This is a genomic window from Bradyrhizobium liaoningense (assembly GCF_018130785.1).
Lineage (GTDB): Bacteria > Pseudomonadota > Alphaproteobacteria > Rhizobiales > Xanthobacteraceae > Bradyrhizobium > Bradyrhizobium liaoningense_A.
Map to the genome: position 1 here is coordinate 422806 of NZ_JAFCJT010000002.1, position 14347 is coordinate 437152.

A 14347-nucleotide genomic window follows, 5' to 3' on the forward strand; every position below is an offset into this window, starting at 1 on the left:
ACATGCGCATTCTCTGCACCAATGACGACGGCATCCACGCTCCCGGCCTCAAGGTCGTGGAGGAGATCGCACGCGCATTGTCCGACGACGTCTGGGTCGTTGCGCCCGAACTCGACCAGTCCGGCGTGTCGCATTCGCTCTCGCTGAACGATCCGTTGCGCTTGCGCGAGGTCGGCCCGCGGCACTTCGCCGTGCGGGGCACGCCGACCGACTGCGTCATCATGGGCGCGCGGCATATCCTCGGCACCAAGCCGCCCGACCTCGTGCTGTCGGGTGTCAACAAGGGCCGCAACGTCGCCGAGGACGTGGTCTATTCCGGCACCATCGCCGGCGCCCTGGAAGGCACCATTTTGGGGCTGCCGTCGTTCGCGCTGTCGCAGGAGTTCAGCGTCGAGACCCGCGAGCGGCCGCCATGGGACACCGCGCGCAAATTCGGGCCCGACATCCTGCGCAAGGTGATCGCCGCCGGCATCCCGAAGGACACTGTCATCAACGTCAACTTCCCGTCCTGCGCGCCAGAAGATGTGCTCGGCATCCGCGTGACGCGGCAGGGCAAGCGCAATCTCGGCTTCCTCAGGATCGACGAGCGCCGCGACGGCCGCAACAATCCCTATTTCTGGATCGGCTTCGAGCGCGCGGCGATGATGGATACGCCCGCCGAGGGGACCGATCTGGCGGCGCTGCGCGAGCGCTGCGTCTCCGTCACGCCGCTCAGGCTCGACCGCACCAATGAGGCATTTTCCGACGCGTTGAGTGCGACGCTGAAGTGAATGCCATCTGGAGTTGGGACCTAGCCGCCGCGAAGCGCGGCTTCGATGGTCTTGCCGAGCGCGTCGAGCTGGAACGGCTTCTGGAGCGCCGGCCGGTCGCGGTACTGCTCGGGCAGGCCGGAGGAGCCGTAGCCGGTGGCGAAGATGAACGGGCAGCCCTTGGCCTTGATGACGTCGGCAACCGGCGAGATGACCTTGCCGTTGACGTTGACGTCGAGGATGGCGATGTCGAACTCGGTCGCCTGGGCGAGCCGCATTGCCTCGGTGATGTCGCCGGCTTCGGCTGCGACCTTGTAGCCGAGCTCTTCGAGCATATCCGCGACCATCATTCTGATCATCACCTCGTCCTCGACGAGGAATACAGAGCGGCCCGAAAGCCCTGTCGCGGTCATTGTCGTTGAGTCCTTGCCCATTCCGGAAAATGTTCGCAGATAACACGAATCGACGCAATGCGCGTTTCGGCGAACGGAAGCCTGAAAATGGCCTTGGCGGTCAGCCCGTTGCAAGCCAATTTATGGTCAAATACCGCATTCAGAGGCTATCATGGGTTCCTGAGCAGGAACAAGACTCCTGCCTCGGCCTTGGCGCTACGAGCGACGATCCGGACCTGACGAGACGGTACAAGCAGCAATGACCTCCCATCACCACCCGCCGGAAAAGATGATGTTTCAGCTCACGCTGAGGCGTCGGGGCATCAGCGATCAGGCGGTGCTGCGGACCATGGAGGAGGTGCCGCGCGAGCAGTTCGTCGACGAAGCCGATCGCGACGGCGCCTATCGTGACAGCGCGCTGCCGATCGCCTGCGGGCAGACCATCAGCCAGCCCTTCGTCGTCGCCTACATGACCGAGCAGCTCCAGCTCCAGAAGAAGCACCGCGTGCTCGAGATCGGCGCCGGCTCGGGCTATCAGGCCGCAGTGCTGTCGCGGCTCGCGGGCCAGGTGCTGACCGTCGAGCGCTACCGCAAGCTCGCGGAGGCGGCACGGGCCCGGCTCGAAAAGCTCGACTGTCACAATGTCGAGGTGATGCTCGGCGACGGCCTCAACCTGCCGGCCAATATCGGCCCGTTCGACCGCATCATCGTGACCGCCGCGATGGAGCAGATTCCGGAGAACCTGGTCGAGCGGCTGGAGGTCGGCGGCATCCTGATCGCGCCCGTCGGCCCGCACCAGGGCGTGCAGACGCTGGTCCGTCTCAACCGGACCGAAGCCGGGATCGAGCGCAAGGAACTGGTCGAGGTCCGCTTCGTGCCGGCGCTGCCCGGGGTGGCGCGGGAACTGTAGATTTCCGGATCGGCTGTGCTGCCAACATCTTATTGGGAGGGTTAAGCCGTTATTTACTCGCGACGTGTTTACTTAAAAGACCAGTTCTGTTGCGTACGAGTGAGTAACCATGTCTGTTGTCACCGAGTTGCTTTACTCGCGCCGCGTGCCGCAGGTTGCGGTCTTGGCGCTGATCTCGTTCAGCTTTGCAGGGTGCAGCGCCGACATGCAGTCGCGGCTGTCCCAGTCGAACTTTTCCAATCCCTTCTCGTCTGATCAGACCGGTTCGGTGCAGCAGGCACCGCCGCCGCAGCGTGAGCTGCCGCAATATTCGCGGCCGCAGACGCAGCCCGGTTATTATCAGTCGCAGCCGTTGCCGCCGCCGGCGGTCTCCGCGCCGCAATCCTACCCCGTTTCTGGGGGTGGGGGCGTGTCCGGGGGCGGCCGTGGCGTCAGCTCCTACGCGCCCCCGGCGCAGCCGCATCTTGAAACCACGGCCACCGTGCCGCCGCGCTCGGTCGCGGCCGCCCAGCCGGCTGGCGGGACCAAGATCATCGTCGGCACCAGCGACACGCTCGACGTGCTCGCCAAGCGCTATCACGTCACGCCGCAGGCGATCCTCGCGGCCAACGGCTACAAGGGCCCGCGCTCGCTCTCGCCCGGTCAGCAGTTGATTATCCCGCATCCGGGTGCCGTCGCTGCTGCGCCCGCGCCGGTGATGGCCCCCGTCGCGGCGGCTCCCGCGCTGGCACCTGCCGCGAAGCCGGTTGCGGCCGTCGCCGCGCCGCCGAGCATGCACTTCGTCAACCGCGGTGACACGCTCGCGAGCATCGCGCGCAAGAACCATATCTCGGCCGCCGATCTCGCTCGCGCCAATGGCCTCAATCCGTCGGCCAAGCTCAAGCTCGGCACCAAACTGTCCGTGCCCGGTGCCAGGACCGCCGCCGTCGCGGCGCCGGTCGCTGCCGCCCCTGTCGTGGGGACGCTGCAGCCCGTTGCGGCTGCTCCCGCGCCCGCCACCAAGATGGCCGCTGTCGCCGCGCCGGTGCAGAGCGCGCGCCTGGCTCAGGCCACGGCCAATGTCGAAGAGAAGCCCGCCGAGACGCCGGCGAAGGCTGCGGAGGCCACCGGCGCGCTGCCGACCTTCCGCTGGCCCGTGCGCGGCAAGGTGGTCACGAGCTACGGCGCCAAGACCAATGGCAAGTCCAATGACGGCATCAATCTCGCGGTGCCCGAGGGGACGCCGGTCAAGGCAGCTGAAGACGGCGTCGTCGCCTATTCCGGCAACGAGCTGAAGGGTTACGGCAATCTGGTCCTGGTTCGGCACTCCAACGGCTACGTCACCGCATATGCCCATGCGAGTGAGCTGATGGTGAAGCGCGGCGATACCATCAAGCGCGGTCAGGTCATTGCCAAGTCGGGTCAATCCGGTGAGGTGGCGTCGCCGCAGCTCCACTTCGAGATCCGCAAGGGATCGAGCCCGGTTGATCCGCTTCAATTCCTGAACGGGGCGTGAGGCGCGGGCCCACAGAGCAGGGCACGCAATCACCACGCGTATGCTGTCATCGCCCGCCTGGTGCGTACTGCGCACTGGTGCGGGCGATCCAGCATTCCAGAGGCGGGGGGCGGCAAGCCGAGAAACTGCCCCGAACCGTGGCGTACTGAGGCTTTTGCGTCCGGACAATCAATTTTCGAAAAACAACCCCATGCACAGTAGCCGATGGCTGTCGGCGAGATGTCCTACTGTTCTGAATCTGCTTCGGTTTTGATGACGCAGCGGACATGGCAAGGCTTGCTGGCGATCCAGCGCCATTGTGAACGACCCAACCTGGAGCCTTGATCTAGATCAACCTGGAAGAGTGGCATTCCGTTTCCGTGGCGGCGCAGGCCAATGACGCTCGGGTCCGGAGATCGGCATGAAGCTGGCTGATGCGAAATCGGCGCCTGATTCCGGACAATCGGTCCAGCATCCAGCAGGTGAGGGGATGCTATACGTGCCGGGCGGCACGTTTCGCATGGGGTCGGATCGGCACTATCCGGAGGAAGCGCCGGTCCACCGCGTCACCGTGGATGCGTTCTGGATGGATTGCCATCCGGTGACGAACCGGCAATTCAAGGCGTTCGCCAAGGCTACCGGCCACGTCACCGTTGCCGAGATTCCGCCCGATCCAAAGGATTATCCCGGAATACTCCCGCACATGGTCTATGCGGGCTCCCTGATGTTCTCTCCGCCCGCGTATCCGGTCAGTCTCCGGGACTTCAGCCAGTGGTGGACATTCGCCAAAGGCGCGGACTGGCGGCACCCCTACGGGCCGGGCAGCGACATCCGTGGGCTGGACGATCATCCCGTCGTGCATGTGGCCTTCAGCGATGCGCTCGCCTACGCAAAATGGGCCGGCAAGGATTTGCCAACCGAAGCGGAATGGGAGTTCGCGGCGCGCGGCGGACTGGATGGCGCCGAATTCGCATGGGGAGATGAATTTGCGCCCGGGGGCCGTCACATGGCCAACACCTGGCAGGGCGAATTTCCTCGCCAGAACACCGGGGACGACGGGTACGAACGGACATCGCCGGTTACCGCATTCCCGCCGAACGGTTACGGGCTGCACGATCTGATCGGCAACGTCTGGGAATGGACGTCCGACTGGTACTCGCCTCGGCATGAGGCCGACGCACCAAAAGCCTGCTGCATTCCAGAGAACCCGCGCGGCGGCCGCGAGGCCGATAGCTACGACCCCAGAACGACCAACGTCAAGATTCCACGCAAGGTCATCAAAGGCGGCTCGCATTTGTGCGCGCCGAATTACTGCCGGCGCTACCGGCCGGCTGCGCGGCATGCGGAGCCGGTCGACACATCCACGAGCCACCTTGGATTTCGGTGCATCAGGCGAGGTGTCTCTAACGCATCATAACGGGAGAGCGAGGCCATGTTGAATTGCATATTCAATAACAAGCCGCCGATTGCCGCAATTCCACCGTTCAAGACGTCCAGTTGCCACAAGAACTCCTGCGCCTCGCTGCTTGGCGCAACGATGTTGGTGTCGCTGTCCGGGGCAGCCAGCACGCCGGCGACCGCACAGCCCGCACAGAAACCCAATATCCTCTTCATCATGGGCGATGACATCGGTCTCTACCAGCCGAGCATCTACCATCGCGGCCTGATGGTCGGCGAGACGCCCAACATCGATCGCATCGGCAATGAAGGCGCGATATTCACGCATTACTATGCGGAGCAGAGCTGCACGGCCGGTCGCAATGCCTTCTTCACCGGGATGCATCCACTGCGCACCGGCATGATTCCCCCACAACTGCCCGGCAGTCCGTCCTATCTGCGGCCCGGCACTCCGGCGCTCGCCAAATTCCTGCTCGATCTCGGTTACAACACCGGCGAGTTCGGCAAGAACCATCTCGGGGATCACACCGACGCGCTGCCGACCGCGCATGGCTTCCAGGAATTCTGGGGCTACCTGTATCACCTCGATGCGATGCAGGGCGTGAGCTTCCCGGACATCAACAAGTCCCCCACCCAGCAGACGGTTGCCCCGCCATGCAAGAATACGCCGATCCCCGGCATCCCGGAGGTACCGGGCGCGGTCGATCCGAAAACGTCGGTTTGCCTGACGCCTCCGCGCAACGTCCTGTCGTGCAAGTCCGATGGTACGTCCAGGACCCAGCAGTGCATCGACCAGGGCCCGCTGACACTCGAGCGATCGAAGGGTGTCGACGAGGAAATCTCGTCCAAGGTCATCGACTTCATCGATCGCAACGATCCGAAGACGACGGGCAAGCCGTTCTTCGTCTGGTACAACCCTGCGCGCATGCACATCACGACCGTGCTGAATGACAAGTACGCGGCCATGGTCGGCGAGCCCGGCGGCAAGGACTGGGGCCTCAACGAGGCCGGCATGAAGCAGATGGATGACAACATCGGCTATGTGCTCAAAAAGCTTCAGGACATGGGGCAGCTCGACAACACGATCGTCGTGTTCACCACCGACAACGGCGCCGAGACCATCACCTTTCCGGACGGCGGCACCACGCCGTTCAAGGGCGGCAAGCTGAGCACCTGGGAAGGCGGCATGCGTGCTCCGTTGGTCGTTCGCTGGCCGGGGGTCATCAAGCCCGGCACCATCAAGAACGAGATGTTCGCGGCGCTCGACTGGCTGCCGACGTTTGTCAGCATCGCGGGTGGCGCAAAGGGAGACGCGCTGAAGAAGCGTATCGAGGCAGGCCAATATCCCGGTATCGTGAAGACGACGCTCGATGGCGTCGATCAGTCCGAATACCTTTCCGGGCGTTCGGAAACGTCGGCGCGCGATACCTTCTTCTATTATTCCGGCAAGGACCCGTCAGCGGTCCGCTACAAGAACTGGAAGATCTACTTCACGATGGTGTCCGACGCGCCGCAGGGCTTTATTGCCGGCGCGCTCCCCTATCACTGGGCCCAGGTCGTCAATATCAAGCGAGACCCGTTCGAGACCTCCATTGGAGCACAATACAAGACACTCATGGGCATGGGCGGCGTAATTGGCTCTCCTTCTACAGCCTACGTGTATGACTGGAACATGCTGCCCATCGGCCAGGCGCTCTGGCTGAAGGAACTCGAGAGCTATATTGCGTACCCGCCGCTGCAGGACCCGGCGAGCTACAACCTCGACCAGGTGATTCAGCAGATCAAGCAGGCCAAGACTGCCGGTCGCAGCGATTAGCTGCGTGCGACGAGCGTGATCCGACGAAGCGGGCGCCCGACGGGGCGCCCGCCAACGGAATGGCAAGCAAGTGATCAAGGAGGCCGCGCCGGGCCGGTCGGCACGCCACAAGCCACGTCAGCTTCCGATGCATCAAGCGAACAGTGCCACGGCATTACAACGGGAGGAGCACGTGATGAGCAGCAAGCATCCGCCAGAAGAATCCCACGACGTTGCGCCGCAATCCGGCCGTGGAATGAAACGCCGCGATCTGCTGCTGAGCGGCAGTTCGCTTGTGGCCGCTTCGGCGCTCTCGGCCGTCGGGCTGACAACCACAGCGCAAGCGCAACAGCAACCGGCCGCACCCGCTGCGGCCGGTCGGCGGCCGAACATCGTCGTCATCATGGGTGACGATGTCGGCTGGTTCAACATCGGCGCCTACCATCGGGGAATCATGTCGGGGAAAACGCCGAACCTCGACAAGCTGGCATCTGAAGGCATGATGTTCACCGACTATTACGCCGAAGCCAGCTGTACGGCGGGCCGGGCGAACTTCATCACTGGCGAGTTGCCGATCCGCACCGGGCTGACGACCGTGGGCCAGGCCGGTGCCGACGTCGGCATCCCGGCACAGGCGGCGACGCTCGCCACTGCCCTGAGGGAACAAGGCTATGCCACCGGGCAGTTCGGCAAAAACCACCTCGGTGACCTCAATAAATATCTCCCGACCCTGCACGGTTTCGATGAGTTCTTCGGATACCTGTACCACCTCGACGCGATGTCGGACCCGTACTGGTACTCGTTCCCCATCGACGAGAAATACTACAACACCTACGGCCCGCGCAGCGTGATCCACAGCTATGCCACCGACACCGAGGATTCGACCGAGATGCCGCGTTGGGGCAAAATCGGCAAGCAGAGGATCGTCGATGAAGGCCCTCTGCCGCCGTTCCCGGACATGTCGAACGTGCCGAACATGCACGACTTGCCGTTCCTGAAGCCAAAATACGACATGACGACCTTCGACGAGGTGTTGGTCAAGGCTTCCACTGACTTCATGTCCAAAGCCAAGAGGGACGGCAAGCCGTTCTTCGTCTGGCACAATACCACGCGCATGCACGTCTGGACGTTTCTCTCCAAGAAGTACAGCTCGATGCAGAACAGCCAGACGAACTACGGTCTCGAGGAAGCCGGCATGACGCAGATGGATGACAGCATCGGCGCACTGATGAAGCATCTCGACGACATCGGCGAGGCCAACAACACCATCTTGATCTTCACGACCGACAACGGCGCGGAGGTATTCACGTGGCCGGATGGCGGCATGACGCCATTCAAGAACACCAAGGGCACCGTCGGGGAAGGCGGCTTCCGCGTACCTTGCATTATCCGGTGGCCAGGCCAGATCAAGCCGGGCACGGTGGAGAACGGAATCTTCTCCGGCCTCGATTGGTTCCCCACCCTGATGGCCGCGGCGGGCAATCCCGACATCACCACTCAGTTGCTGAGGGGCGTGAAGCTCGGCGAGCGGACCTACAAGAATCATCTCGATGGCTACAACCAGATGGATCTCCTTACTGGCAAAGGACCATCCAAACGCCAGGAGATTTTTTACTTCGGCGGCCCGCATCTGGGCGCGGTTCGCCTGGACAACATGAAGTTCACGTTCTTCGCGCAGCCGTACGGCTGGCCCGGCGAAAAGGTCACCACGGACATGCCCAGCCTGACCAATCTCCGCCAGGATCCATTCGAGAGGTTGCCAATCATGCGTGGCGAGTCGCTGAACACCGGGTCCCCCGGCTATTTTAACGAGTTCTTCGCGCGTGAGTTCTGGCGCTTCGTCCTGGTGCAGCAATATGTCGAGAAACTCGCGTTGACGGCGGTCGACTATCCGCCGATGCAGGACCCGGCTTCCTTCAACCTCGATGCTGTCAAGAAGAAGATCGACGAGATGATCAAGCACCGCGAGGGCCAGTAAGCCACTCGCAACTCGGGAGGTCGTCAAGGCGCAGGTCGAGAGGGCCATGCTGACGGCCGCGGTAGGGGCGGCGGCAGCAGGTGCCTGTCCTGCTATGGCGCCGCCTGCGGCTAATACCCGTACCCACCCTGCTACTGAGGAGGATACATCATGAGCAATGATGAGAACTCGAGGAAAGTGGAGAGCACTGCGGAGAGTACCAGCGGAGGATTGAAGCGTCGCGATCTATTATTGAGCGGTAGTTCGCTCGTCGCCGCCTCGGCGCTCTCGGCCGTCGGGCTGACAACCCCGGCACAAGCGCAGCAGCCGGCACCAGCGCCCGCAGCGGCCGGCCAGCGGCCGAATATCGTTTTTATCATGGGTGACGACATCGGCATGTGGAATATCGGCGCTTATCACCGCGGCCTGATGGCCGGCCGGACGCCCAATCTCGACAAGCTCGCCGCCGAAGGCATGCTGTTCACCGATTACTATGCCGAGGCGAGCTGCACGGCAGGTCGCGCCAATTTCATCACCGGTGAATTGCCAATCCGCACCGGCATGACCACTGTGGGCCAGGCCGGCGCTGCCATCGGCATACCCGCGCAGGCCGTGACCATCGCCACGGCGTTAAAAGGAATGGGTTACGCCACCGGCCAGTTTGGCAAGAATCACCTTGGCGACAAGAATGAATTCTTGCCGACGGTGCACGGCTTCGACGAGTTCTTCGGTTACCTCTATCACCTCGACGCAATGGAAGACCCCGCGCACCCAAACTACCCGCAGGATCTGCTGAACGTCGTCGGTCCACGCAACATGCTTCATACCTATGCGACCAACGTGGATGACCCCACGGTGGACCCGCGTTGGGGCAAGGTTGGCAAGCAGAAGATCGAGGATGCTGGAACGCTCTATCCCAAGCGAATGGAGACCGTGGACGACGAAATCCGCGACCTGGCGATCAAGTTCATCGAGAAGGCCAAGGCCGACAACAAGCCGTTCTTCCTGTGGCTCAATCCAACCCGGATGCACATCGTCACGCATCTTTCACCAAAGTACGAGGCGACGCGCAACTCCAAGAACGGCTGGTCGATACATGAAGCCGGCATGGCGCAGCTCGATGACGACGTCGGCATCGTGATGCAGAAGCTCAAGGATATGGGTGTGGACGACAACACCATCGTGGTCTTCACCACCGACAACGGCACCGAGGTCTTCACGTGGCCCGACGGCGGACAGACGCCGTTCGCGCAGAGCAAAGGCACCGTCATGGAAGGTGGCTTCCGCGTGCCCTGCATGATCCGTTGGCCGGGCAAGGTGCCGGCCGGCAAGGTCGAGAACGGCATCATTTCCGGTCTGGACTGGTTTCCGACCTTGCTGGCGGCCGCCGGCAACCCGAACATTGCAGACGAACTGCAGAAGGGCAAACAGATCGGTGACACGACCTATAAGTGTTATCTGGACGGCTATAACCAGATGGACATGATTACCGGCAAGGGGCCGTCGAACCGGCACGAAATCTTTTACTTCGGAGAGAGCGAGCTCGGTGCCGTGCGCATCGACGACTTCAAGTATCGCTTCATCGACCAGCCTAGAGGCTGGCTTGGCGAAAAAACCAAGGTTGACGTGCCGTACCTGACCAACCTTCGCCTCGATCCGTTCGAGCGCACCGGCTGGCCCGATAGTGGGTCGAAGGAAGGCGCGCAGCAATATTTCGACTGGTTCAAATACGAATTCTGGCGCTTTGTGTTTGTTCAGCAGCAGGTGGAAAAGCTGGCGATGACAGCGATTGAGTTTCCGCCGATGCAAAAGGGCGCGAGCTTCAACCTCGATGCCGTGAAGGCGAAAATCGAGGCGGCCCGGGCGGCAGTAAGTAGGTAGTCGCCAGGGCTTCGACTGTTATGGCGGGCGCGCCGAATTTCCGTGCGCCCGCTGGGCAATGGGGAGGGAATCGACATGAAGCCGATCATCCGTTTTCCTGCTATCGATCGCCGCATCCTTCTCTCGTCGCTAGCGATACTTCCGTTGCTCTCTGCCTCGCTTCGCTCGACCACGGCGGAGGCTCAAGTGCAGCGCGATCCGCTTCCCTCCTGGAACGACGGCGCGACCAAATCGTCAATCCTCGACTTCGTCGCACGGGTCACAGAGAACAGTGGGCCCTATTTCGTGCCGCCCGCTCAACGCATCGCGACCTTCGACAACGACGGGACGCTTTGGATCGAACAGCCGATGTATGTGCAACTGGCCTTCGTACTTGACCGCGTAAAGGCTATGGCGCCAATGAATCCGGAATGGAAGACCAAGCAACCGTTCGCGGGGGTGCTGGACGGTGATCTGAAGGCGGTGATGGCATCCGGCGAAAAGGGATTGGTCGAACTGATTGCGGTGACGCATGCTGGCATGACCACGGCGGAGTTCGAGAAGATTGTCACGGATTGGCTGGCGACCGCGCGCGATCACCGCTTCAAGCGGCCGTATACCGAACTGGTCTATCAGCCGATGCTCGAACTGCTCGCCTATCTCCGGGCCAGCGGCTTCAAGACCTTCATTGTGTCAGGCGGCGGCATCGAATTCATGCGGCCCTGGACCGAGCGGATCTACGGAATACCGCCGGAGCAGGTTGTCGGATCGTCGATCAAGACCCGATTTGAGATCAAGGACGGTGCGCCAACGCTCTTCCGGCTGCCCGACATCAATTTTATCGACGATAAGGCCGGCAAGCCGATCGGGATCAATAGCCACATTGGCCGGCGTCCGATCGCCGCATTCGGCAACTCCGACGGCGATCTCGAAATGCTGCAATGGACGACGCTCGGCGCGAGCGGTGCGCGGTTCGGTCTGATCGTCCACCATACCGATGCGGAACGTGAATATGCCTACGATCGCGACTCGCATTTCGGGAAACTCGACGTCGCGCTCGACGCCGCGGCGGTCAACAAGTGGACGGTGGTCGACATGAAGAAGGACTGGAAGCGCATCTTTGCCTTCGACTGACATCCTCTAAGGACCCATAAGTGCCATCTGGACGGCCATAGCCCTTGGACATCGCTACCGGCAAGAGGCACCCAACGCATTCCGGACTTGCACACACCGACCATCTTTGTCGCCTGCGGCAGCGCGTTCGAGGCGCGGACATCCGCTGTTAACGCAAGGAGGACATCAGCAGGACGTTGGGCACCCCCCTTGGGCGGCGCCACGGTCGGTGGCGGGCGTGCGCCAAGAGTCTTGGCCGACCGTTGATCCAGATCAATGGAATAGTCCACCGTGAGCACAACGAAGGGTCGCTATTATAAAGGCGGGCTTTGTCGACGGGCGCTGAGAATGTCCGGTGATCGTGACCGACCGGACGCCGCTGGCCTCGTGGTCGGTTGCTGACGAGGCGACGACTTCTAAAAGCGAACATTTCCGGACTAGTGATCAAAGAAGTCTGCACGATGTCGGACCGTGAACCCATTCTCAAGCCCGTTGCGATCGCAGACCTGCGCCCGACCCAGATGACGGTCGGCCTTCGGGAGGTCAAGGAGAAGCGCAAGCGCTGGCGTGACGAGAGTAAAAACAAAGGAGCCGAGTTCTTGGGCAAGCACATGATCCCGGTCGTGCTTGGCCCGAAGGACCGCCACTACGTCATCGATCATCACCACCTGGCGCGTGCGCTCCATGAAGAAGGGGTCGAAGAGGTATTGGTTACCGTGGTGAAAAACCTCAGGACGCTGGAGCCCGATTCGTTCTGGTTCGTCCTGGACAATCACAGCTGGATGCATTCGTACGACGACGAGGGCCGTCTGCGCCCTTACAAGGATTTGCCGAAGACCGTGGCCGGGCTTGTTGACGATCCGTTCCGCTCGTTGGCGGGCGAACTGCGGCGCGCCGGCGGGTACGCCAAGGACACGACGCCGTTCAGCGAGTTCTTGTGGGCGGATTTTTTGCGTCGACAGGTCAAGCGTAAAACCGTTGAAACCCACTTCGAGGAAGCCCTCGAGCAAGCCCTGCAATTGGCCAAAAAAGAGGAGGCGAGCTACCTGCCCGGCTGGTGTGGTCCCGTCTTGGAGGATTGAAGGCATGCTTATCCAGCGCGCGAAATCCGCAAGCGCACTGATGACCCGACGAGCCGTGCAGGTTTGGTGCGAGAGGCTAACAGACAGCGGCATCGACCAGAGGAAAGAGTAGCTCATGGCGCAAGCAGAGGCCGACAGAACACTGAGCCATCTGGATCACGAGCTTGTCGCGTCGCTAAACGACTTCCACGATCCGAGCCAAGAGTGGCGCCGCCTCTTCTCGGAGCTGCTCGGAACGTTCTTCCTCGTCCTCGTGGCCGCCGGTGGCGGCATGATGGGGCAGGCCTTTCCCGGCACGATCAGCCGTGCCGCTGCGGTCGTCGCACCCGGTCTGATGGTGATGGCAATCATCCTCTTCATGGGCAAGGTGTCCGGCGCTCACCTCAATCCCGCGGTCAGTATCGCGTTCTCGCTGCGTGGCGACTTCCCGTGGCGTCGTGTGCCGGGATACATCGCCGTGCAGTTGATCGGCGCGACGCTCGCGGCTCTGTTCCTGCACGCGGTGATCAACGTGCCGGCCAACTACGGGTCGAACTATCCCGCCCCGGGATACTCCTCGTCCGAGGCGTTCCTGATGGAGGCCGTGCTGACCCTCGGTCTCGTCAGTGTCATTCTCGGTACGGCCTCCGGCGCCCAGAACATCGGGATCTTCGGCGCGATCGGTGTCGGCGCGTACATTGCGCTCGCCGGGCTTTGGGGAAGCCCTATCTCGGGAGCGTCGATGAACCCCGCGCGGACGTTCGGTCCGAACTTAATCGCGACCGACTTCACGAGCTACTGGGTGTATGTCGCAGGTCCACTCGCGGGTGCAGTTCTCGCAGTGGGTGCAGCATGGGTGCTCCGCGGTGCCGGCGGCGGCCGCGCAGGCTCAGGTGCGGCGCAAGGGAGCCTTTTCACCGAAGTCGAGCACCCGGAGAAGGGGTGAGGCGCAGGCATAATGAGTCATGAACTTTCGCTGTTCGTGGGTACGTTCGCGACTTTGCTCGCGATAATAAATCCGTTCGAGGTCCTGCCGGTCTATCTGAAGATGCTGGAAGGCAAGGACGCCGCCACACATCGCAAGGTGGCATGGAAAGCTTGCCTCTATGCGCTGCTTCTATCTCTCTTTTTCTTGATCTTCGGAACGCTGATCCTACGCTTGTTCGGCGTGCCGCTGAGCATGGTCCGCATCGTCGGCGGGATCATCCTGATGAAGATCGGCTTTGAACTATTTTCACCATCCGCTTCCGGTGGCGTGATTCCGGCCAGCGGCGCGGATCAGAGCGGTAACATTGCTTTCGTGCCGCTTGCGATGCCGCTCATGTGCGGACCAGGCGCTATCGCCACCATCCTCGGCATGACTGCCACGATTAAGCGATCATCAGCGGAACTGGCCTCTTTCGTAGCGATCGTCGCGGCTATTTTCGCGACGATGGTCGTCACCTACCTGTGTCTGGCATATGCCGGGAAACTTTTCGACAAGCTCGGCGCAATGGGGATCGATGCTATCACCCGAATAGTTGGCTTCTTCGTCTCTGCGATGGGCGTTGCGCTGATCTTCGACGGTATCATCGAGGCATTGCAGACACATGGTATGACGATTCTGCGTTGAACTAGCTGTTGGTGGCGCCACGCAAA

The 14347-nt window shown here is 62.0% G+C and carries 12 protein-coding genes; 11 read left to right on the plus strand and 1 reads right to left on the minus strand.

Features of this window, described 5'->3' with window-relative positions:
• The first annotated feature begins 2 nt into the window (after positions 1-2).
• Positions 3-770 carry a 5'/3'-nucleotidase SurE gene (surE, locus tag JQ627_RS07615; protein ID WP_212483585.1) on the plus strand — a complete coding sequence of 256 codons (768 nt, stop codon included), beginning with the start codon at positions 3-5 and terminating at the stop codon, positions 768-770.
• Between the two features lie 20 nt (positions 771-790).
• Here surE and JQ627_RS07620 read toward each other — a convergent pair whose 3' ends face one another.
• Positions 791-1162, minus strand: a complete 372-nt coding sequence (locus tag JQ627_RS07620; RefSeq protein ID WP_008547195.1) for a response regulator — start codon at positions 1160-1162, stop codon at positions 791-793.
• A 238-nt stretch (positions 1163-1400) separates the two neighbouring features.
• Between JQ627_RS07620 and JQ627_RS07625 the strand changes: the two genes are divergently transcribed.
• From JQ627_RS07625 to JQ627_RS07670, 10 genes are all read left to right on the plus strand, one after another.
• Positions 1401-2051: a protein-L-isoaspartate(D-aspartate) O-methyltransferase gene (locus tag JQ627_RS07625; RefSeq protein WP_212483587.1), complete on the plus strand. Its 651-nt coding sequence runs from the start codon at positions 1401-1403 to the stop codon at positions 2049-2051.
• A gap of 109 nt (positions 2052-2160) precedes the next feature.
• Positions 2161-3546, plus strand: coding sequence for a LysM peptidoglycan-binding domain-containing M23 family metallopeptidase (locus tag JQ627_RS07630; protein WP_212483589.1), 1386 nt, complete (start codon positions 2161-2163; stop codon positions 3544-3546).
• 400 nt (positions 3547-3946) lie between these two features.
• On the plus strand, positions 3947-4942 hold the full coding sequence (locus JQ627_RS07635; RefSeq protein ID WP_212483591.1) for a formylglycine-generating enzyme family protein: 996 nt from the start codon (positions 3947-3949) through the stop codon (positions 4940-4942).
• A gap of 120 nt (positions 4943-5062) precedes the next feature.
• A complete protein-coding gene (locus JQ627_RS07640) occupies positions 5063-6739 on the plus strand; it encodes an arylsulfatase (RefSeq protein ID WP_212484078.1) in 1677 nt (558 codons plus the stop codon).
• Positions 6740-6974: 235 nt separating this feature from the next.
• Positions 6975-8696 (plus strand): arylsulfatase, encoded by a 1722-nt coding sequence (locus tag JQ627_RS07645; protein WP_212484079.1) that lies wholly within the window; start codon positions 6975-6977, stop codon positions 8694-8696.
• 150 nt (positions 8697-8846) lie between these two features.
• Positions 8847-10556: an arylsulfatase gene (locus JQ627_RS07650; protein ID WP_212483593.1), complete on the plus strand. Its 1710-nt coding sequence runs from the start codon at positions 8847-8849 to the stop codon at positions 10554-10556.
• A 75-nt stretch (positions 10557-10631) separates the two neighbouring features.
• Positions 10632-11669, plus strand: a complete 1038-nt coding sequence (locus JQ627_RS07655; protein ID WP_212483595.1) for an HAD family phosphatase — start codon at positions 10632-10634, stop codon at positions 11667-11669.
• Positions 11670-12109: 440 nt separating this feature from the next.
• Positions 12110-12730 (plus strand): ParB-like protein, encoded by a 621-nt coding sequence (locus tag JQ627_RS07660; protein WP_212483597.1) that lies wholly within the window; start codon positions 12110-12112, stop codon positions 12728-12730.
• 115 nt (positions 12731-12845) lie between these two features.
• Complete coding sequence (locus JQ627_RS07665; RefSeq protein WP_212483599.1) at positions 12846-13655, plus strand: MIP/aquaporin family protein; 810 nt, start codon at positions 12846-12848, stop codon at positions 13653-13655.
• Between the two features lie 12 nt (positions 13656-13667).
• Positions 13668-14321 (plus strand): MarC family protein, encoded by a 654-nt coding sequence (locus JQ627_RS07670; protein ID WP_212483601.1) that lies wholly within the window; start codon positions 13668-13670, stop codon positions 14319-14321.
• The last annotated feature ends 26 nt before the right edge of the window (positions 14322-14347 follow it).